This is a genomic window from Parabacteroides sp. KHUB-03 (assembly GCF_056640975.1).
Genome location: NZ_CM153257.1, coordinates 3,588,838 through 3,605,620 on the forward strand (window position 1 = coordinate 3,588,838; position 16,783 = coordinate 3,605,620).

13 protein-coding genes are annotated in these 16,783 nt (G+C 38.6%); 8 read left to right on the forward strand and 5 right to left on the reverse strand.

What is annotated here, in order from left to right; genetic code table 11:
- Positions 1-13 precede the first annotated feature (13 nt).
- The 4 genes from uvrC to deoC are packed head-to-tail and all read left to right on the forward strand — an operon-like array spanning position 14 to position 3,566.
- Entirely contained in the window at positions 14-1,831 is a 1,818-nt protein-coding gene (gene uvrC, locus ACYIB7_RS15325; RefSeq protein WP_103982872.1) for an excinuclease ABC subunit UvrC, read from the forward strand.
- A gap of 19 nt (positions 1,832-1,850) precedes the next feature.
- Positions 1,851-2,303 (forward strand): D-aminoacyl-tRNA deacylase, encoded by a 453-nt coding sequence (dtd, locus tag ACYIB7_RS15330; protein ID WP_103982871.1) that lies wholly within the window; start codon positions 1,851-1,853, stop codon positions 2,301-2,303.
- Between the two features lie 3 nt (positions 2,304-2,306).
- Positions 2,307-2,639, forward strand: a complete 333-nt coding sequence (locus ACYIB7_RS15335; protein ID WP_480337686.1) for a nucleotide pyrophosphohydrolase — start codon at positions 2,307-2,309, stop codon at positions 2,637-2,639.
- Between the two features lie 3 nt (positions 2,640-2,642).
- Positions 2,643-3,566: a deoxyribose-phosphate aldolase gene (gene deoC, locus ACYIB7_RS15340; protein ID WP_103982869.1), complete on the forward strand. Its 924-nt coding sequence runs from the start codon at positions 2,643-2,645 to the stop codon at positions 3,564-3,566.
- 147 nt (positions 3,567-3,713) lie between these two features.
- Here deoC and ACYIB7_RS15345 read toward each other — a convergent pair whose 3' ends face one another.
- Positions 3,714-4,337 carry a porin family protein gene (locus ACYIB7_RS15345; protein ID WP_103982868.1) on the reverse strand — a complete coding sequence of 208 codons (624 nt, stop codon included), beginning with the start codon at positions 4,335-4,337 and terminating at the stop codon, positions 3,714-3,716.
- Positions 4,338-4,364: 27 nt separating this feature from the next.
- Positions 4,365-5,336 carry a polyprenyl synthetase family protein gene (locus ACYIB7_RS15350; RefSeq protein ID WP_480337688.1) on the reverse strand — a complete coding sequence of 324 codons (972 nt, stop codon included), beginning with the start codon at positions 5,334-5,336 and terminating at the stop codon, positions 4,365-4,367.
- A 100-nt stretch (positions 5,337-5,436) separates the two neighbouring features.
- Between ACYIB7_RS15350 and polA the strand changes: the two genes are divergently transcribed.
- Complete coding sequence (polA, locus tag ACYIB7_RS15355) at positions 5,437-8,202, forward strand: DNA polymerase I (protein ID WP_103982866.1); 2,766 nt, start codon at positions 5,437-5,439, stop codon at positions 8,200-8,202.
- 209 nt (positions 8,203-8,411) lie between these two features.
- Positions 8,412-9,515, forward strand: coding sequence for a redox-regulated ATPase YchF (gene ychF, locus ACYIB7_RS15360; protein ID WP_099464771.1), 1,104 nt, complete (start codon positions 8,412-8,414; stop codon positions 9,513-9,515).
- A 181-nt stretch (positions 9,516-9,696) separates the two neighbouring features.
- On the opposite strand, the gene ACYIB7_RS15365 is transcribed toward ychF, so the two are convergent.
- The gene (locus ACYIB7_RS15365) at positions 9,697-10,806 is read right to left on the reverse strand and encodes an AraC family transcriptional regulator (protein ID WP_103982865.1); all 1,110 of its coding nucleotides are present in this window, start codon (positions 10,804-10,806) and stop codon (positions 9,697-9,699) included.
- A gap of 206 nt (positions 10,807-11,012) precedes the next feature.
- On the opposite strand from ACYIB7_RS15365, the gene ACYIB7_RS15370 reads away from it, so the two are divergent.
- The gene (locus tag ACYIB7_RS15370; protein ID WP_103982864.1) at positions 11,013-11,942 is read left to right on the forward strand and encodes a fimbrillin family protein; all 930 of its coding nucleotides are present in this window, start codon (positions 11,013-11,015) and stop codon (positions 11,940-11,942) included.
- Positions 11,943-12,302: 360 nt separating this feature from the next.
- On the forward strand, positions 12,303-13,271 hold the full coding sequence (locus ACYIB7_RS15375) for a fimbrillin family protein (RefSeq protein WP_103982863.1): 969 nt from the start codon (positions 12,303-12,305) through the stop codon (positions 13,269-13,271).
- 148 nt (positions 13,272-13,419) lie between these two features.
- On the opposite strand, the gene mutS is transcribed toward ACYIB7_RS15375, so the two are convergent.
- A complete protein-coding gene (mutS, locus tag ACYIB7_RS15380) occupies positions 13,420-16,005 on the reverse strand; it encodes a DNA mismatch repair protein MutS (RefSeq protein WP_480338487.1) in 2,586 nt (861 codons plus the stop codon).
- 101 nt (positions 16,006-16,106) lie between these two features.
- Positions 16,107-16,763, reverse strand: a complete 657-nt coding sequence (gene fsa / locus ACYIB7_RS15385; protein ID WP_103982862.1) for a fructose-6-phosphate aldolase — start codon at positions 16,761-16,763, stop codon at positions 16,107-16,109.
- Positions 16,764-16,783: the final 20 nt, after the last annotated feature.

Sequence of the window (16,783 nt, forward strand, 5' to 3'; positions counted from 1 at the left end):
AAAGGCAATAACAATGGCAATAGATAAAGAAACACATATTAAAACGATCCTCTCTGTCATCCCGGAAAAACCGGGATGCTACCAATACTTTGACGAAAAGGGAACTATAATATATGTAGGCAAAGCCAAAAACCTGAAACGCCGCGTATCTTCTTATTTCAACAAGGAACACGACAGCAACAAAACACGCGTACTTGTAAAGCAAATACGCGACATTAAATATATAGTGGTAGATACGGAAGAAGATGCTCTTTTGCTTGAGAATAATTTAATCAAGCAATATCGTCCGCGCTACAACGTTTTGCTGAAAGACGACAAAACCTATCCTTCTATCGTAGTAAAGAATGAATATTTTCCACGCGTATTCCAAACAAGAAACATTATACGTGACGGATCGCAATACTATGGCCCCTATCCTTCCCTGTTTACGGCTAAAGTAATGCTGCAAATGCTAAAGGAACTTTATCCGATACGCACCTGCAAATATCCCCTTACACCGGAATCTATTCGCGAAGGACGCTATAAGATTTGCCTGGAATATCACATCAAACGCTGCAAAGGCCCTTGTGAAGGACTACAAAGCTGGGAAGAATACCAAAAGAATATCTCCGAAATAAAAGAAATATTACGCGGAAATATTTCGCAGATAAGCAAGATGCTATATGAAGAAATGCAGACACTTGCCGGAGAATTGAAGTTTGAAGAAGCTCAGAAGGTAAAAGAAAAGTACGAAGTTATAGAAAATTATCGGGCTAAGTCTACCGTTGTAACACCTATGTTGCACAATATAGATGTATTTTCTATTGCAGAAAACGAAAATTCGGCTTATATCAATTTCATGCATATCGGCAACGGTGCAATAGTCCAAGCTTACACATTTGAATACAAGAAGCGGCTGGATGAATCGAAAGAAGAGCTTCTAAGTTTAGGCATCATAGAAATGCGGGAACGATTTAAGAGCACAGCACGCGAAATAATTGTACCTTTTGAATTGGAAATGGAGCTTGGCAACATAACCTTTACTATCCCACAGCGGGGAGACAAGAAGAAACTGTTGGAACTATCAGAAATGAACGTAAAACAATTCAAGGTAGACCGCCTGAAACAATCCGAGAAACTAAATCCGGAGCAACGTACTACGCGCATTTTAAAGGAGATTCAGGATGCTCTGCATCTGCCCAAATTACCTGCACACATCGAATGTTTTGACAACTCCAACATACAAGGAAGCGACGCAGTTGCAGCTTGTGTCGTATTTAAGATGGGAAAACCTTCAAAAAAGGATTATCGTAAATACAATATCAAAACAGTTGTTGGCCCGGACGACTACGCTTCCATGAAAGAAGTTGTACGCCGCCGTTATCTACGTGCCAAAGAAGAAAATACTCCCCTGCCCGACCTGATTATAACAGACGGAGGCAAAGGGCAAATGGAAGTTGTACGTTCCGTTATTGAAGACGAACTACAGCTTACTATTCCAATAGCAGGATTGGCAAAGGACGGAAAACATCGTACATCGGAACTGTTATTCGGATTTCCACCGGAGACGATAGGCATGCAGCTAAACAGCCCTCTGTTTCATCTTCTGACGCGCATGCAGGACGAAGTACACCGTTTCGCCATCTCTTTCCATAAAGATAAGCGAAGCAAAACCCAGGTCGCCTCAGAATTGGATAGTATAAAAGGCATCGGTGAAAAGACAAAAACCGTACTTTTACGTCAATATAAAAGTGTAAAACGCATCAGGGAAGCCGATTTTGAGGAGCTAAAGAAGCTAATAGGCGAAGCCAAAGCAAAGATTTTAAAGGAAGGATTATTCGTAAATCAATAAAAAGAGAAAAATATATAAGATGAGAACAGTAACACAACGCGTACAATATGCTTCGGTAACGATTGACGGGCAACTGAAATCGAAAATCGGAAAAGGATTGCTAGTCCTTGTAGGCATTGAAGATCGCGATACGCAGGAAGACATTGAATGGCTTTGCAAAAAGATAGCAAACCTGCGCATATTTGATGATGAAAACGGAGTAATGAACCATTCAGTAACAGAAATTCAGGGAGAAGTCATGGTAGTAAGCCAGTTTACACTGCATGCGTCTACAAAAAAGGGAAACCGCCCCTCCTACATCCATGCTTCCAAACCAGACTTTGCCATCCCGATGTATGAGGCTTTCTGTGCCGAAATGGGTATCCAACTGGGCAAAGAAGTAGCCACAGGGACGTTTGGTGCCGACATGAAGATTGAACTATTAAACGACGGGCCTGTTACTATTCTTATAGACTCGCAAAACAAAGAATGACAAATGGCGGAAATAACTATACAAGAAGCTCAACAAAAGGTTGACAATTGGATTAAGACTTACGGAGTTCGCTACTTCAATGAGCTTACCAACATGACGATTCTTACCGAAGAAGTAGGCGAACTGGCACGTATCATGGCACGTACTTATGGCGAACAATCGTTTAAGGAAAGCGACAAGCACCGGGATCTGGGCGATGAAATGGCCGATGTTCTTTGGGTACTACTTTGCCTGGCCAATCAAACGGGCGTAGATCTGACTGCAGCCTTCGAGAAGAATTTACAAAAGAAAACCAATCGCGATAAAGAACGACATATCAACAATAAAAAATTATAATTTATGGCACACGAACATACCCACGACTGTGAGTGCGGACACGATCATGAAACCTCTCACGCAGACAAGTATCACGAAGCATTCAATAAGTTTGAACCGGCTCAACCGGAGGAACAGATTAAAGCAACTATAGATAAACTGATTGAAAAGAATTACAAAGCCAACTTCACCCCTGAAGTGTTAAAATTCATACACGGTTGCATCGATCTCACCTCTCTTACAAGCTTAGATACAAAAGAAAGCATCTGGCAGATGGTAGAACAGGTAAATGATTTTGAAGGAACCCGGCCCGATGTTCCGAATGTAGCAGCCATCTGTACCTATCCCCTGTTTGTTGAGACTGTAAAGCAAGCACTAACAGCACAAGAGGTAAAAATAGCTTCTGTAGCCGCTGGTTTTCCCGCTTCACAGACCTTTGCAGAAGTAAAGATTGCAGAGGTTGCCATGGCCGTTATGGAAGGAGCTGACGAAATAGATGTAGTACTGAATCTGGGGTATTTCATGGAAGATAATTTCGAGGAACTAGCAGAAGAACTGCAAGAAATAAAAGAAAGTTGCCGAGAAGCTCATCTGAAAGTTATTCTGGAGACTGGTGCTTTGGCAACAGCCGATAACATCCGGAAGGCATCCATATTGGCCATTTATAGTGGTGCTGATTTCATTAAAACATCAACAGGCAAAGGATATCCGGGAGCAACCCTGGAAGCTGTATATACGATGTGCAAAGTCGTAAAAACATACGAATCTATCGCCGGAAAGAAGGTCGGAATTAAAGTATCAGGTGGTGTACGCACTTCCGAAGAAGCCGTTAAATATTATACCATAGTAAAAGAAATATTGGGAGAAGAATGGCTCACCAAAGATTTATTCCGTATCGGAGCCAGTAGTCTGGTTGCTGATATACAAAAGCATTTGATTTTAACATAAAAAACTATATTACAAACATTTAACACACAACAAGGCTAAAACAACCCCTTGTCTGCATTTAAACAAAAAAAGGTCGGCAACTTCATCAAAAAAGTTGCCGGCCTTTTTCATTTTCCTTGCCTCCCCTTTTAGAGACAGGCAAGCATCTTATTTCTTTCCGAACCGGAACTTATATCCAACCGATAGAGAGAGCAGAAAATTCTTTGTTCCTTCTGCATTCAAATTATCCGTACAACCTTGCATGTAGCCCAAGGAAGCCAAATACTGACCATATTCAACACCAAGTTCCAGGGCAACACCTAAATCCTGGCGGGTAGCAACTTCTCCACGGATATAATCATTATCCGGTTTTCCAAAGGTATTAACCGACACGGATATACCATCCATTTTCACCGTTGTTTTACCGAATAATCCGACTCCATAATAAGGGCCCGCATTAATTTTGAGAACGGTATTAGTAGCACATGGTATGCGGAAAGAAGCATAAAGAGGAATATCCAGCCAGTAACCGGTAACAGACCCTTTGATTCCTGAATAGACTTTAGTATTTGCCCCACGTCCATTCAGCAAAAGTCCAGGTTGCAAATGAAAATAACGGCTTAGCTTAATATCTCCCAGAACACCCAGATTTGCTCCCGGCCTTATACGCGATCCTTCAGCATTCAGATAAGTAGAAAGATTCAGACCGGCACGTACATCTATTCCTTGTGCCTTTATTAATTGGGAACAAAACAGGCATATTATTAGCCCTACAAATAATTTTTGCCTCATAAATAAGTAAACTAAAGAAAGTCAATTTTATTTTTTTCGATTCATCACATAATCGGCCAAAAGGAATAACCCGTCGCGGGCTGCTGATTCAGGTAGTTCATCCAGAACGGAAACAGCCTTTTCGTGAAACTCCTTCATGCGTTTTCCGGCATATTCAATACCACCGTTTACTTTAGCAAAATCGATCAAAGCATCTATGTTTTCCGCAGAAAAATCCTTTGATAAGATTATCCTTAAATAAGGAGCAGCTTCTTTTTCATTTGTCCGCAAAGCATACAATAAAGGCAATGTAACCTTTCCTTCGCGGATATCGTTACCTGTAGGTTTTCCGATATTAGCTTCTTTAAAATAGTCAAATATATCATCCTTAATCTGGAAACAATAGCCCAGATATTCACCAAAACGACGACAAATTGATATGGTTTCAGCGGATGCACCGGAAGAAATTGCACCGATTTCGGTACAGGCAGAAAGTAAAGTTGCCGTTTTCTTTTTAATAACCTGCATGTAGCAAGCTTCATCCAGTATACTCTCTTCCGCAGTTTCGAGCTGTTTGATTTCCCCCTCCGACAAGTCGCGTCCAAGATTAGAGACAATGCCGATTATACGAAGATCACCGGTTTGGATAGAACGGATCAAGGCCGTAGAAAGAACATAATCGCCTACAAGTACAGATATGCGGTTGTCAAAAATTGCATTCAGCGACGGCACTCCCCTACGTTGTTTCGTTTCATCTATTACATCATCATGAATAAGGGTTGCCGTGTGGAGCAGCTCCAGTAAAACAGCAGAGTTAATCGTGTTTTCGTTTACTTGTCCGCAAGCCTTGGCAGCAAGAAGCACAAGTAAAGGGCGGACATGCTTACCGGTAGAATTCAATATTGTATCAATAGCCGACTGCAAACGGCGGGTTTCACTGCATAGTGAAGCGGCAAAGTCATCATTAAATTGTTTAAACTCGGTCGCAACTGGTTCTGCTATTTTCCTTATATCATCCATAATCTGTTCAAAGATTCGCAAAAGTAACAAAAACTATCGAGTAAGCGACTTTTTTCGTACATTTACCAAGATTTTGTCCCACTAAAACGTGTTAAAAGCAATGAAGTTATTCCTCATAGATGCATACGCATTGATTTATCGGTCGTATTACGCTTTCATAAAGATTCCGCGCATTAATTCCAAGGGAGTTAATACCTCCGCTATTTTCGGTTTTATAAATAGTCTAGAAGATATTTTGAAGCGTGAAAACCCAACCCATATAGCAGTAGCATTCGACCCACACGGACCTACATTCCGGCACGAAGCTTACGAACAATACAAAGCGCAACGGGAAGAAACGCCAGAAGTAATCAAGCAGTCTGTGCCCATCATTAAGAATATAATCAAGGCATACAATATCCCGATCCTGGAAGTAGCCGGTTATGAAGCAGACGATGTAATAGGAACAATTGCCAAACAAGCAGCCAAAGAAGACTTCGATGTATATATGATGACACCGGACAAAGATTATGGACAGCTGGTAGAAGATCATATTTTCATGTACCGTCCCCGTTTTGGAGGCGACTACGAAATAATGGGAGTGCCAGAAGTGTTAAATAAATACGGGCTCACTTCTACTGAACAGGTCATTGATTTGCTGGGGCTCATGGGAGATACATCGGATAATATTCCCGGATGTCCGGGCGTTGGAGAAAAGACTGCCCAAAAACTGCTTACCGAATTTGGTACTATAGAAAACCTGCTTGCCAATACCGACAAGCTAAAAGGTGCACAAAGAATAAAGGTGGAAAAAAATGCAGAGCAAATTCGTTTCTCAAAATTCCTGGCAACAATTAAAACGGATGTTCCCATTCAATTTGATGCAAATCTATATATTCGCGAAAAACCGGATGTAGAACAACTGACGAAAATATACACCGAACTGGAATTTAGGACCTTTATCAACAAACTTTCCGAAGAAGTTAAAAAACCTTTACCAAAACAACCTCTTCAAGGCGATCTCTTTGGCTTATTTGAAGTCGAGACTACGAGTGCTTCAAAATATTCAACTCTCGCAGACTTAAGATCAATCTCCCATAAGTATTATATTGCTGATACAGAGCAAAAACAAAACGATTTAGCAAGCTTTTTAGAGAATCAGGAATTTTTCGCATTTGACACGGAAACAGATAATATCGATCCTCTAAACGCCGGGCTGGTAGGCATGTCGTTCGCAGTAAAAGAAAATGAGGCATGGTATGTCCCTGTTCCGGAAAATTCCATTGAAGCTGATAAAGTAGTAAGCCGCTTCTCCCCTGCCCTGGAAAATGAAAAAATACAAAAGATAGGACAAAATATCAAATTCGATATTCTGGTACTTCGAAAATACAGAGTAAAAGTAGCTGGTCCGTTATTCGATACAATGATAGCCCACTACTTATTAAATCCGGAATTGCGCCACGGCATGGATTATCTGGCAGAGACCTATCTCAAATATAAACCGATCCCCATTGAAGAACTGATAGGTACAAGAGGCAAGAAGCAGCTATCCATGCGTGACGTCCCTCTCTCCAAAATATCCGAATACGCAGCCGAAGATGCTGACGTTACACTTAAACTCCGCAACTATTTTGCTCCCGAGCTAAAAAAGGAAGGTATCGACTCATTATTTTACGATATAGAAATGCCTCTAATATATGTATTAACAGATATGGAAGCAACAGGAGTAACGATAGACACCATCGCATTAAAGCAATCTTCGGAAGAGCTTTCTATTGTCATGGTAGCATTGGAAAAGGAAATATATGAAATGGCAGGCAAAAAGTTCAACATTAACTCTGCCCGTCAGGTAGGAGAAATCCTTTTCGACCATCTGAAAATAGAAGAAAAGGCAAAGAAGACAAAAACCGGTAACTACAGCACCAGCGAAGATATATTGGAAAAGATGCGTGGTAAGCACCCTATCATAGGTAAATTACTTGAATACCGGGGACTGAAAAAGCTACTTAGTACTTATATAGACGCCCTACCCGAGCTAATCAGGCCCACATCAGGGAAAATACATACATCCTATAATCAGGCAGTAACAGCTACAGGGCGCCTTAGTTCCACCAACCCAAATCTCCAGAACATACCGGTTCGCGACGAGTTGGGACGTGAAATCCGCAAGGCCTTTACCGCGGATAATACGAACTGTATTTTCTTTTCTGCCGATTATTCACAGATCGAATTACGTATTATGGCCCATTTAAGCAACGATCAGCACATGATTGATGCTTTCTGCAGCGGAGCTGATATTCATGCTGCTACGGCCGCTAAAATATACGGAGTACCCCTTGAAGAAGTTACCAGCGATATGCGCCGCAAAGCAAAAACAGCCAACTTCGGTATTATCTATGGAATTTCCATATTCGGTCTATCAGAAAGACTAAACATTCCGCGTGCGGAAGCAAAAGAACTGATTGACGGTTATTTCCAGAGCTATCCCCGTATAAGAGAATACATGGATGAAAGTATTGCCAATGCGAAAGAAAAAGGATACGTAGAAACAATCTTCAAGCGTAAACGTTTCTTGCCGGACATAACCTCTCACAATGCTATTGTCAGAGGTTATGCCGAACGAAATGCCATCAACGCTCCTATCCAGGGAAGCGCAGCCGATATTATAAAGGTAGCAATGATACGTATATTCAACCGCTTTGAGAAAGAAAAACTCAAAAGCAAAATGATCCTTCAGGTACATGACGAACTTAACTTCAACGTCTACAAAGACGAATTAGAAACAGTAAAACAAATCGTACTGGAAGAAATGGAAGGTGTTATCAAACTTCAAGTTCCTCTCATAGCAGACTGTGGAGAAGGCACAAACTGGCTGGAAGCACATTAATATTATCATTACAACAACACAATTATATAAGTATACAAATACCCTGTCTATGTTCGTTACACCTCACAGGCAGGGCTGGTGCTTCGTATCAATCACGAAAACTACATCAAATCACCAAGAAACACACTTTTCCTTATGATGAACTTTGACAAATAATCTGTACATTTGCAGCCTCAGGTCAAGATTATTAAATAATTAAATTACAATAAATGGCATTACAATGTGGTATCGTAGGTCTTCCCAATGTAGGGAAATCTACTCTTTTCAACTGCTTATCAAATGCAAAAGCACAATCGGCAAACTTTCCGTTTTGCACAATAGAACCGAATGTAGGCGTTATTACCGTTCCTGATGAACGTTTGAATAAACTGGCGGAACTGATCAACCCGAAACAGATAGTTCCCACCACAGTAGAAATCGTAGACATTGCCGGCCTCGTAAAAGGAGCCAGCAAGGGTGAAGGGTTGGGTAACAAGTTTCTGGCTAATATACGCGAAACTGATGCCATCCTTCATGTATTGCGCTGCTTTGACGACGAAAATATTGTACATGTAGATGGTACTGTAGATCCTGTACGCGATAAGGAAATTATTGATGCCGAACTGCAAATAAAGGATTTGGAAACCATTGACAGCCGTATTGCAAAAGTACAGAAACAAGCTCAAACAGGTGGCGATAAGCAGGCTAAACAGGCCTACGAAGTACTTCTAAAATACAAGGAAGCACTAGAACAAGGCAAAAGTGCCCGCACAGTCACTTTCGAGACTAAAGACGAACAGAAAATTGCCCGCGAACTGTTCTTGCTAACCAGCAAACCGGTTATGTATGTTTGCAATGTAGACGAAGCCAGTGCCGTAAACGGTAACAAATATGTAGAGGCCGTACGCGAAGCTGTAAAAGACGAAAATGCAGAAATACTAGTAGTAGCAGCCAAAATCGAGAGCGAAATAGCTGAATTCGAAACGTATGAAGAACGCCAGATGTTCTTACAGGAAATCGGCCTGGAAGAATCGGGTGTTAACCGCCTGATCAAAGCCGCCTATCACCTGTTGAACCTACAGACTTACCTGACTGCAGGTGTACAGGAAGTACGTGCCTGGACATTCGAAAAGGGATGGAAAGCCCCACAATGTGCCGGTGTTATCCATACCGATTTTGAGAAAGGTTTTATCCGTGCAGAAGTAATCAAGTACGACGACTATATTTCATACGGATCGGAAGCCGCAGTGAAGGAAGCCGGAAAAATGAGCGTGGAAGGCAAAGACTACGTTGTACAGGACGGCGACATTATGCATTTCAGATTCAACGTCTGATAGCTCGGCAAAACTGACTAGTCCTAAATAACCGTTACGGTTATTTAGGACTAGTCAGTCATTCATAGTTATGATTTCATCAAACCATAACTATGATTCTAAAAAATCATAACGGAGATATTAATCGACCAGTTCCCCGGATGCTATATGATAGAAGTAAAAAAGAAACCAACCATGTCAATTACTTTCTATATTCAGACGGCATGACACCCGTACTCTTTACAAATGCACGTCTGAAGGTACTTATTGAATGAAAACCCGAACGTTCGGCTATCTCCTGGATACTGGTCATAGGCTCGGCTTCCAGCAAACGTTTACTCTCTTCTACCCTGAACCTATTTACATAATCGGAAAATGAACAGCCCAATTCTTTATTGAATAATTGAGACAAATAAGAACGGCTAATCGGAAATACACGTTGGAGGTCTGTAAGGCGTAAATCTTCCCTTAGATAAGGTTTTTCTTTCTCAAACCAGATATTCACCTCTTCAACATAACGTTTATTCAGTATTGAATGTTGGTCGTCGTCCTCTTCTTCATCATAGGGAATATCCCAACCTTTTTCAAAAGAATGATCTAAGTGAATAACTTTAAGAAATAATGCTTTATAAAAGAAATAATACCATACTATAAGAAGTACCGCTTTATCTATTACATACAATACAGGTCTGTCTGTTAATAAAAGAATCAAATAAAAGACATATAAAATAACCAATATGAACATAATTTTCTTTAGCCAATTCAGATCATATTCTTCCGGGTCGGCAACATTCTCACTTAAATATTTTGTAAACCCTTTGCTGTATTTTAATACAAGATAAATAGGTAAAGCCATATAGAACAGCGTAAACAATAATAGTAGTATCCTTAAAACCATATCTATATTAAAATGGATAAATACATCTTCCAATGTATAATAGACATGTATTTCACTTCCGGACAATCTGTAAATAAAAAAAGCCAGACCTCCCGTAAAAACAGGACTAATAAAGTAAAGAATACGTCTTAAAGTCAAATAACCAGGACGGAGAACTTCTATCACATAACAAGCCAAGCTTGCACTTACCAAACAGCCGCTAAAAAGTATATCCGGATCAAATACCTCTTTTGCATTATCTACATACAAATTCACAGATATGCGAACAGCTGCCAAAAAAGCCCAAAGAAACATACTCCATCCCAAAATACGCTTTGCACGGTTATCACGGGCTCTCAACAATAAAGTAAATCCTCCAAAAATGCAGAACCCCAATATTTGCAAACTTAATAAGAATTGAATTTTATCCAACATAATAGTAACTCCCTCTTGCTATTTAAACAAATTAATCCATTAAATGTTTGATTTGCACTCTAATCAGACAATATGAAGCTTCCAGATTATTTGAACCATTCTTTTTTATACCATTTCATCGTCAATTTATATTTATTGCTCCTCCCTTTTATCTGGACTACCCGAAATTTGCATTCGTAACAATTACGCAAAAATAGAATAAAACAATGAAAAAGTTACTATTATTTATGATCCTGGCAATAGGTGTTTTCAGTTGTTCGGAAGACAACAATCTGATACCTGCAGATCGTCTTGGGTCCAAAGAAAAGCCACTAAATATTTATACAACTGTATTAACAACAAAAGCTCCATATTTAATACAAGAGTTCAAAGATAAAACGGTCATCGGGTTGCATGTAACAGACGGTAACGTAAATAATGTATATCGTAAAATAACCGACTATAAAAATGTGAAAGCAGTAGCAAACATGGAAAACAACAAATTGTTTTGGAGACAGGATCCTGAAATATTTCTTAATAAGGAAGAAACAACCGTATATGCTTATTATCCTTATATGTCTCAAAGCAATTTTGATGCAACACGTATTCCTGTAAAAATTTGTCCGGATGCTTCCCAGACCGATGATTACATGTATGGTACACATGCAACTGGGCAAAAAGCTGTTAATAGCGTATCTCCAATAGCTATGTTAACCATGAATCATGCCTTATCTCTTATTTCTTTTGAGGTAAAGCTCAATAAAAAGACAGATTGTTACCTGCTAAGTGCCATTCAATTAGGCAACAAAGCAGGAGGAACAAGCTTTTACAGCGAGGGAACTATGGATATAGTGTCCGGTAAAATCACTGGTTCGGCAGGTATAAACGCTTCCACCAGATTAACTTTAGCTTGTCCGACAGAACTAACAACAACATTTTCTAGTCCGGTGCAACTGATGGTAATTCCAACCTCCGAAACCATTCTCAAAGGAGACATTGAAGCATTATTTATAATTAACAATAAAACCTATAAATATCAGATACCTACAGAAACTAAGTGGAAAAAAGGATATAAATACCTATATCAAATGATTTTCGACGGAAAATCTATAGTGCTTGATAAAATTTCAAATGACAACTGGATTCCGGGAAAATAATGTTGTTTACATAAACCGGCTTTGTCCATATTTTTAATTTTAGGTTATCACACTCTCTCAACTTATCGCCAACACACTCTTCTATTTGACTATAGCTTGGACAAAGCCGGTTCTTATACCAAGAAAATCAAAACATTTACGATTTACAACCCAAAAACTTGTTATTTTCACAATTTAATTAAATGACAATCCATACTTTAACAAAATGTCATCAAAAAGTCATTTCAACAGAAGTCTTATTATTCAAGCTCTTATTCGTCAATTCGACATATACAACCGTCTATCATACTATTTGATAGAAACATAGATCACATTTAAATGTTAACTATAATGTGAAAAGTTCTGAAAAACCCCAATAAAATGAACAAATTATTATTAATAGTCTTATTACTGACTATAATTACCAGTTGCTCTGATGAGTACAATCTTTCATCTTATGCCAAAGGTACGCACCAGAAAAAGCTCTGTATTACTACAAAAATTCTTTCGACCAAGTCTATTACTCTTACAGAACAGTTTTCTGCCGGTTCAACCATGGGACTTTACATCACATCAGAGAAAAAAGAGGATTTACGTACAGGAAATTGTAAATTCAAAAATGTGAAAGCTTTGGCCATCAATTCTACAGACAAGGCTATAAAATGGAAACTTCTCCCGGAGGTTTACCTGAAAGATACTGAAATGCTAAAAATATATGCTTATCATCCTTATCAAAATAATCATCTAGCAACACACATACCTATTTATATTTCCCCTGTAGCCTCATTAACAAAAGACTATATGTATGGAAAACTGGCAAAAGGACATAAACCTGTAAACATTTATTGTCCTTATGTTTTACTTTCCATGCGGCATGCTTTATCGCTGATAGAATTTCAAATCAAACTGAATAAAAATATTTCCGGTTTGCAGAAACTTAATGCTATTCAAATCGGTAATAAAGCCGGAGGTAATATGTTACACAATAAAGGAACATTGGATGTCACAACAGGAAATATTACTTATTGTAACAACTCATCTAATGTATCAACCATTTTAAGAACAGACCATTTTATTCCATTAAAGCATGAATTATACGAAAAACATAAAATATTAGTCATGCCTACTGATCATCCTACAATTAATAAAGGGGATATAGAAATACTTTTTATCATTAACGAAAAATCATATAAATATCTGATACCGGAACAAACCCAATGGAAAAAAGGACACAAATATTTATATGAATTTCTGTTTAACGGAAAAGATATAGTATTAGAAAAACTGACAATTACAAATTGGCATTTTAAATATAATAAGGACTCTCTTTTTCCTACAAATAACAGATAATTAAACTATTTATCAATCTGGAACTTTTCAAAAATACCCGGATAAAGATACTACTATATCCGGGTACAAAACATATATTATCTATTTACTGCAAAATTCCGGATCAGATATTCCGTCTCTGTAGCAGTTTTCTATTCCTGTTCCATAATTATTTTCCTGTAATAATCTTCTTTATTTCGCTCAATTTATTCAAAGCTTCCAATGGGGTAAGGTTGTTCACATCCAAGTTTTTAATCTCATCCCTCACCTGGCTTAAAACAGGATCATCCAATTGGAAAAAGTTTAGTTGGTATCCTTCCGCAGCCGAAGCAATTTCTTTCACCGGTTTTCCGCTTATGCCATCCTGGCGATTTTCGGTTTCCAATTGTTTCAATATCTCATTGGAACGTTTAACAATACTTTTTGGCATACCAGCCATTTTGGCTACATGAATACCAAAACTATGTTCACTCCCACCCGGTACCAACTTACGTAAAAATATAACTTTATTACTCACTTCCTTAACCGAAACATTGTAGTTTTTAATACGCCTGAAAGAACGTTCCATTTCATTCAATTCATGATAATGGGTAGCAAATAAAGTTTTGGCACGGGTATTCGGATGTTCATGAATATATTCGACAATAGCCCATGCTATCGAAATTCCATCATACGTACTTGTACCACGTCCCAATTCATCAAATAATACCAAACTACGGGATGAAAGATTATTCAAAATATCGGCAGCTTCGTTCATTTCCACCATGAATGTAGATTCACCTACAGAAATATTATCCGAAGCCCCCACACGTGTAAATATTTTATCAACAATACCGATCAAAGCACGTTCTGCAGGTACAAAACAGCCAATCTGAGCCATTAATGTTATTAATGCCGTCTGGCGAAGCAAAGCTGATTTACCGGCCATATTAGGTCCCGTAATAATAATGATCTGTTGTTTTTCATCATCCAGATAAACATCATTTGCGATATAAGGTTCTCCTAACGGCAATTGCTTTTCAATTACCGGATGACGTCCCTGTTTGATATCAATGACATCCGAATCATTTACTATCGGGCGAATATACTTATTACATTCTGCAACCTTTGCAAAAGATAATAAACAATCTATCCGTCCGATCAGATTTGCATTTACCTGAATAGGCGGTATATATTCTGTCAATGCCAATACCAGTTCATTAAAAAGGCGACTTTCCAATGAAAGTATTTTTTCTTCCGCACCCAGTATTTTCTCTTCGTACTCTTTCAGTTCTTCCGTGATATAGCGCTCGGCATTTACTAAAGTCTGTTTACGGATCCATTCCGCCGGTACTTTATCCTTATGGGTATTGCGCACTTCTATATAATAGCCAAAAACGTTATTAAAGGCTATTTTAAGGCTTGGTATACCCGTTTTCTCCACCTCACGCTGCTGTATCTTCAACAAATAATCTTTTCCCGAATAGGCAATAGAACGAAGTTCATCAAGTTCTTCATTAACACCTTTGGCAATAATACCTCCTTTATTAATTAACGATGGAGGATCGTTATTTATCTCTTTCTCTATTCTATTCCGAATCAGAGCACACGCATTCAATTGTTCTCCTATACGGCATAAACTAGGCTCTTCACTTCCCATACAAGCCTCTTTAATCGGCTCAATCGCACGTAAAGCGACTTTTAATTGAACAACTTCACGCGGAGAAACACGTCCAACAGCTACTTTGGAGATAATACGTTCCAAATCTCCTATTTGTTCTAATTGAGTATCAAGTAGCTCTTTCAAATCCGGATGACGGAAAAAATGCTCCACTACATCCTGGCGCTCCTGAATAGGTTTTACATCTTTCAATGGAAATAAAATCCAACGGCGAAGCATACGTGAACCCATAGGAGAAACTGTTTTATCAATTACATCCAACAAGCTTGTACCTTCATCATTCATGGTACTTGCCAACTCAAGGCTACGAACTGTAAACTTATCCAATCGTACATAACGATCTTCTTCTATACGCGAAAGAGAGGTAATATGCGAAATATGTGTATGTTGGGTTTGATCAAGATAATACAAAATTGCTCCCGAAGCTATTACTCCAAATCTCAAATGCTGAACACCAAATCCTTTCAGATTTTTCGTTTCAAAATGTTTAAGCAAACGATCTTCTGCTGCTTCCTGAGTAAATATCCAGTCCTCTAATTCGAAAACAAAAAAACGAGGGCCAAAACATTCTTCAAAATGCTTTTTATTATTCCGTTCAATCAAAACTTCTTTGGGAGAAAAATTATTCAGTAACTTATCAATATAATCCGGCGTACCTTCTGCAGTAAGAAATTCACCTGTAGATATATCTAAAAATGCTATACCACATACATCTTTATTAAAATGAATGGCAGCTAAAAAATTATTTTCCTTATGATTTAAAATATTGTCATTGATAGAAACGCCTGGAGTTACCAGTTCGGTAACTCCACGTTTCACCAATTTTTTAGTCATTTTCGGATCTTCCAACTGATCACATATAGCCACTCGTTTACCGGCACGAACCAATTTAGGAAGATATGTATCTAAAGCATGATGAGGAAAACCAGCCATTTCCACATGCTGACCAACCCCATTAGCCCGTTTTGTCTGTACAATTCCCAATATTTCGGAGCCTACAACCGCATCTTCTCCATACATTTCATAAAAGTCGCCTACACGAAATAAAAGAATCGCATCCGGATGTTTTGCCTTTACATCAAAATACTGCTTCATCAACGGGGTTTCCACTATCTTTGCCACTGCCATTTATTTTTAGACATTTGTTACGAATGCAAAGGTAGCATTTTTTAGAATAAGGTTAATTCTATTTATTATTATCCGTTTACGCGTTTATAATCAGCAAGGAAAGTAGCCAATCCACTATCCGTAAGCGGATGTTTCAGCAGACCTTTAATAGCTGCCAAAGGACAGGTAGCTACATCGGCACCCGCTTCCACACACTGAATAATATGTTGAGTGTTTCGAATAGAAGCTGCAAGAACTTGCGTTTCATATTCATAGTAAGTATACATCTCCACAATCTTGCGAACCAATTCTATTCCGTCACTCGCAATATCATCTAATCTGCCCACAAACGGAGACACATAAGTAGCTCCCGCTTTAGCAGCAAGCAAAGCTTGTCCTACAGAAAAGACTAATGTACAATTTGTTCGTATTCCCCTTTCACTAAAATACTTTATAGCTTTAATACCATCTTCTATACAAGGAACTTTTACCACAATGTTAGAATGAAGAGAAGCAAGTTCTTCTCCTTCCTTTACCATTTCCCCAAAATCTGTAGAAATAACTTCGGCACTTACATCTCCATGTACTATTTCACATATCTGAAGATAATGTTTTCGTTGATTTACTACTCCTTTGATACCTTCTTTGGCCATCAACGAAGGATTAGTTGTCACACCATCCAATACTCCTAATTCATTAGCTTCCCTTATTTGATCTAAGTTGGCCGTGTCAATAAAAAATTTCATAGCATTTCAATTTATATGTT

What these genes read in the sequence shown, in the direction of transcription:
- uvrC (WP_103982872.1), top strand. Translation starts at nt 14, where the DNA reads ATGGCAATAGATAAAGAAACACATATTAAAACGATCCTCTCTGTCATC.
- dtd (WP_103982871.1), top strand. Translation starts at nt 1,851, where the DNA reads ATGAGAACAGTAACACAACGCGTACAATATGCTTCGGTAACGATTGAC.
- ACYIB7_RS15335 (WP_480337686.1), top strand. Translation starts at nt 2,307, where the DNA reads ATGGCGGAAATAACTATACAAGAAGCTCAACAAAAGGTTGACAATTGG.
- deoC (WP_103982869.1), top strand. Translation starts at nt 2,643, where the DNA reads ATGGCACACGAACATACCCACGACTGTGAGTGCGGACACGATCATGAA.
- ACYIB7_RS15345 (WP_103982868.1), bottom strand. Translation starts at nt 4,337, where the DNA reads ATGAGGCAAAAATTATTTGTAGGGCTAATAATATGCCTGTTTTGTTCC.
- ACYIB7_RS15350 (WP_480337688.1), bottom strand. Translation starts at nt 5,336, where the DNA reads ATGGATGATATAAGGAAAATAGCAGAACCAGTTGCGACCGAGTTTAAA.
- polA (WP_103982866.1), top strand. Translation starts at nt 5,437, where the DNA reads ATGAAGTTATTCCTCATAGATGCATACGCATTGATTTATCGGTCGTAT.
- ychF (WP_099464771.1), top strand. Translation starts at nt 8,412, where the DNA reads ATGGCATTACAATGTGGTATCGTAGGTCTTCCCAATGTAGGGAAATCT.
- ACYIB7_RS15365 (WP_103982865.1), bottom strand. Translation starts at nt 10,806, where the DNA reads ATGTTGGATAAAATTCAATTCTTATTAAGTTTGCAAATATTGGGGTTC.
- ACYIB7_RS15370 (WP_103982864.1), top strand. Translation starts at nt 11,013, where the DNA reads ATGAAAAAGTTACTATTATTTATGATCCTGGCAATAGGTGTTTTCAGT.
- ACYIB7_RS15375 (WP_103982863.1), top strand. Translation starts at nt 12,303, where the DNA reads ATGAACAAATTATTATTAATAGTCTTATTACTGACTATAATTACCAGT.
- mutS (WP_480338487.1), bottom strand. Translation starts at nt 16,005, where the DNA reads ATGAAGCAGTATTTTGATGTAAAGGCAAAACATCCGGATGCGATTCTT.
- fsa (WP_103982862.1), bottom strand. Translation starts at nt 16,763, where the DNA reads ATGAAATTTTTTATTGACACGGCCAACTTAGATCAAATAAGGGAAGCT.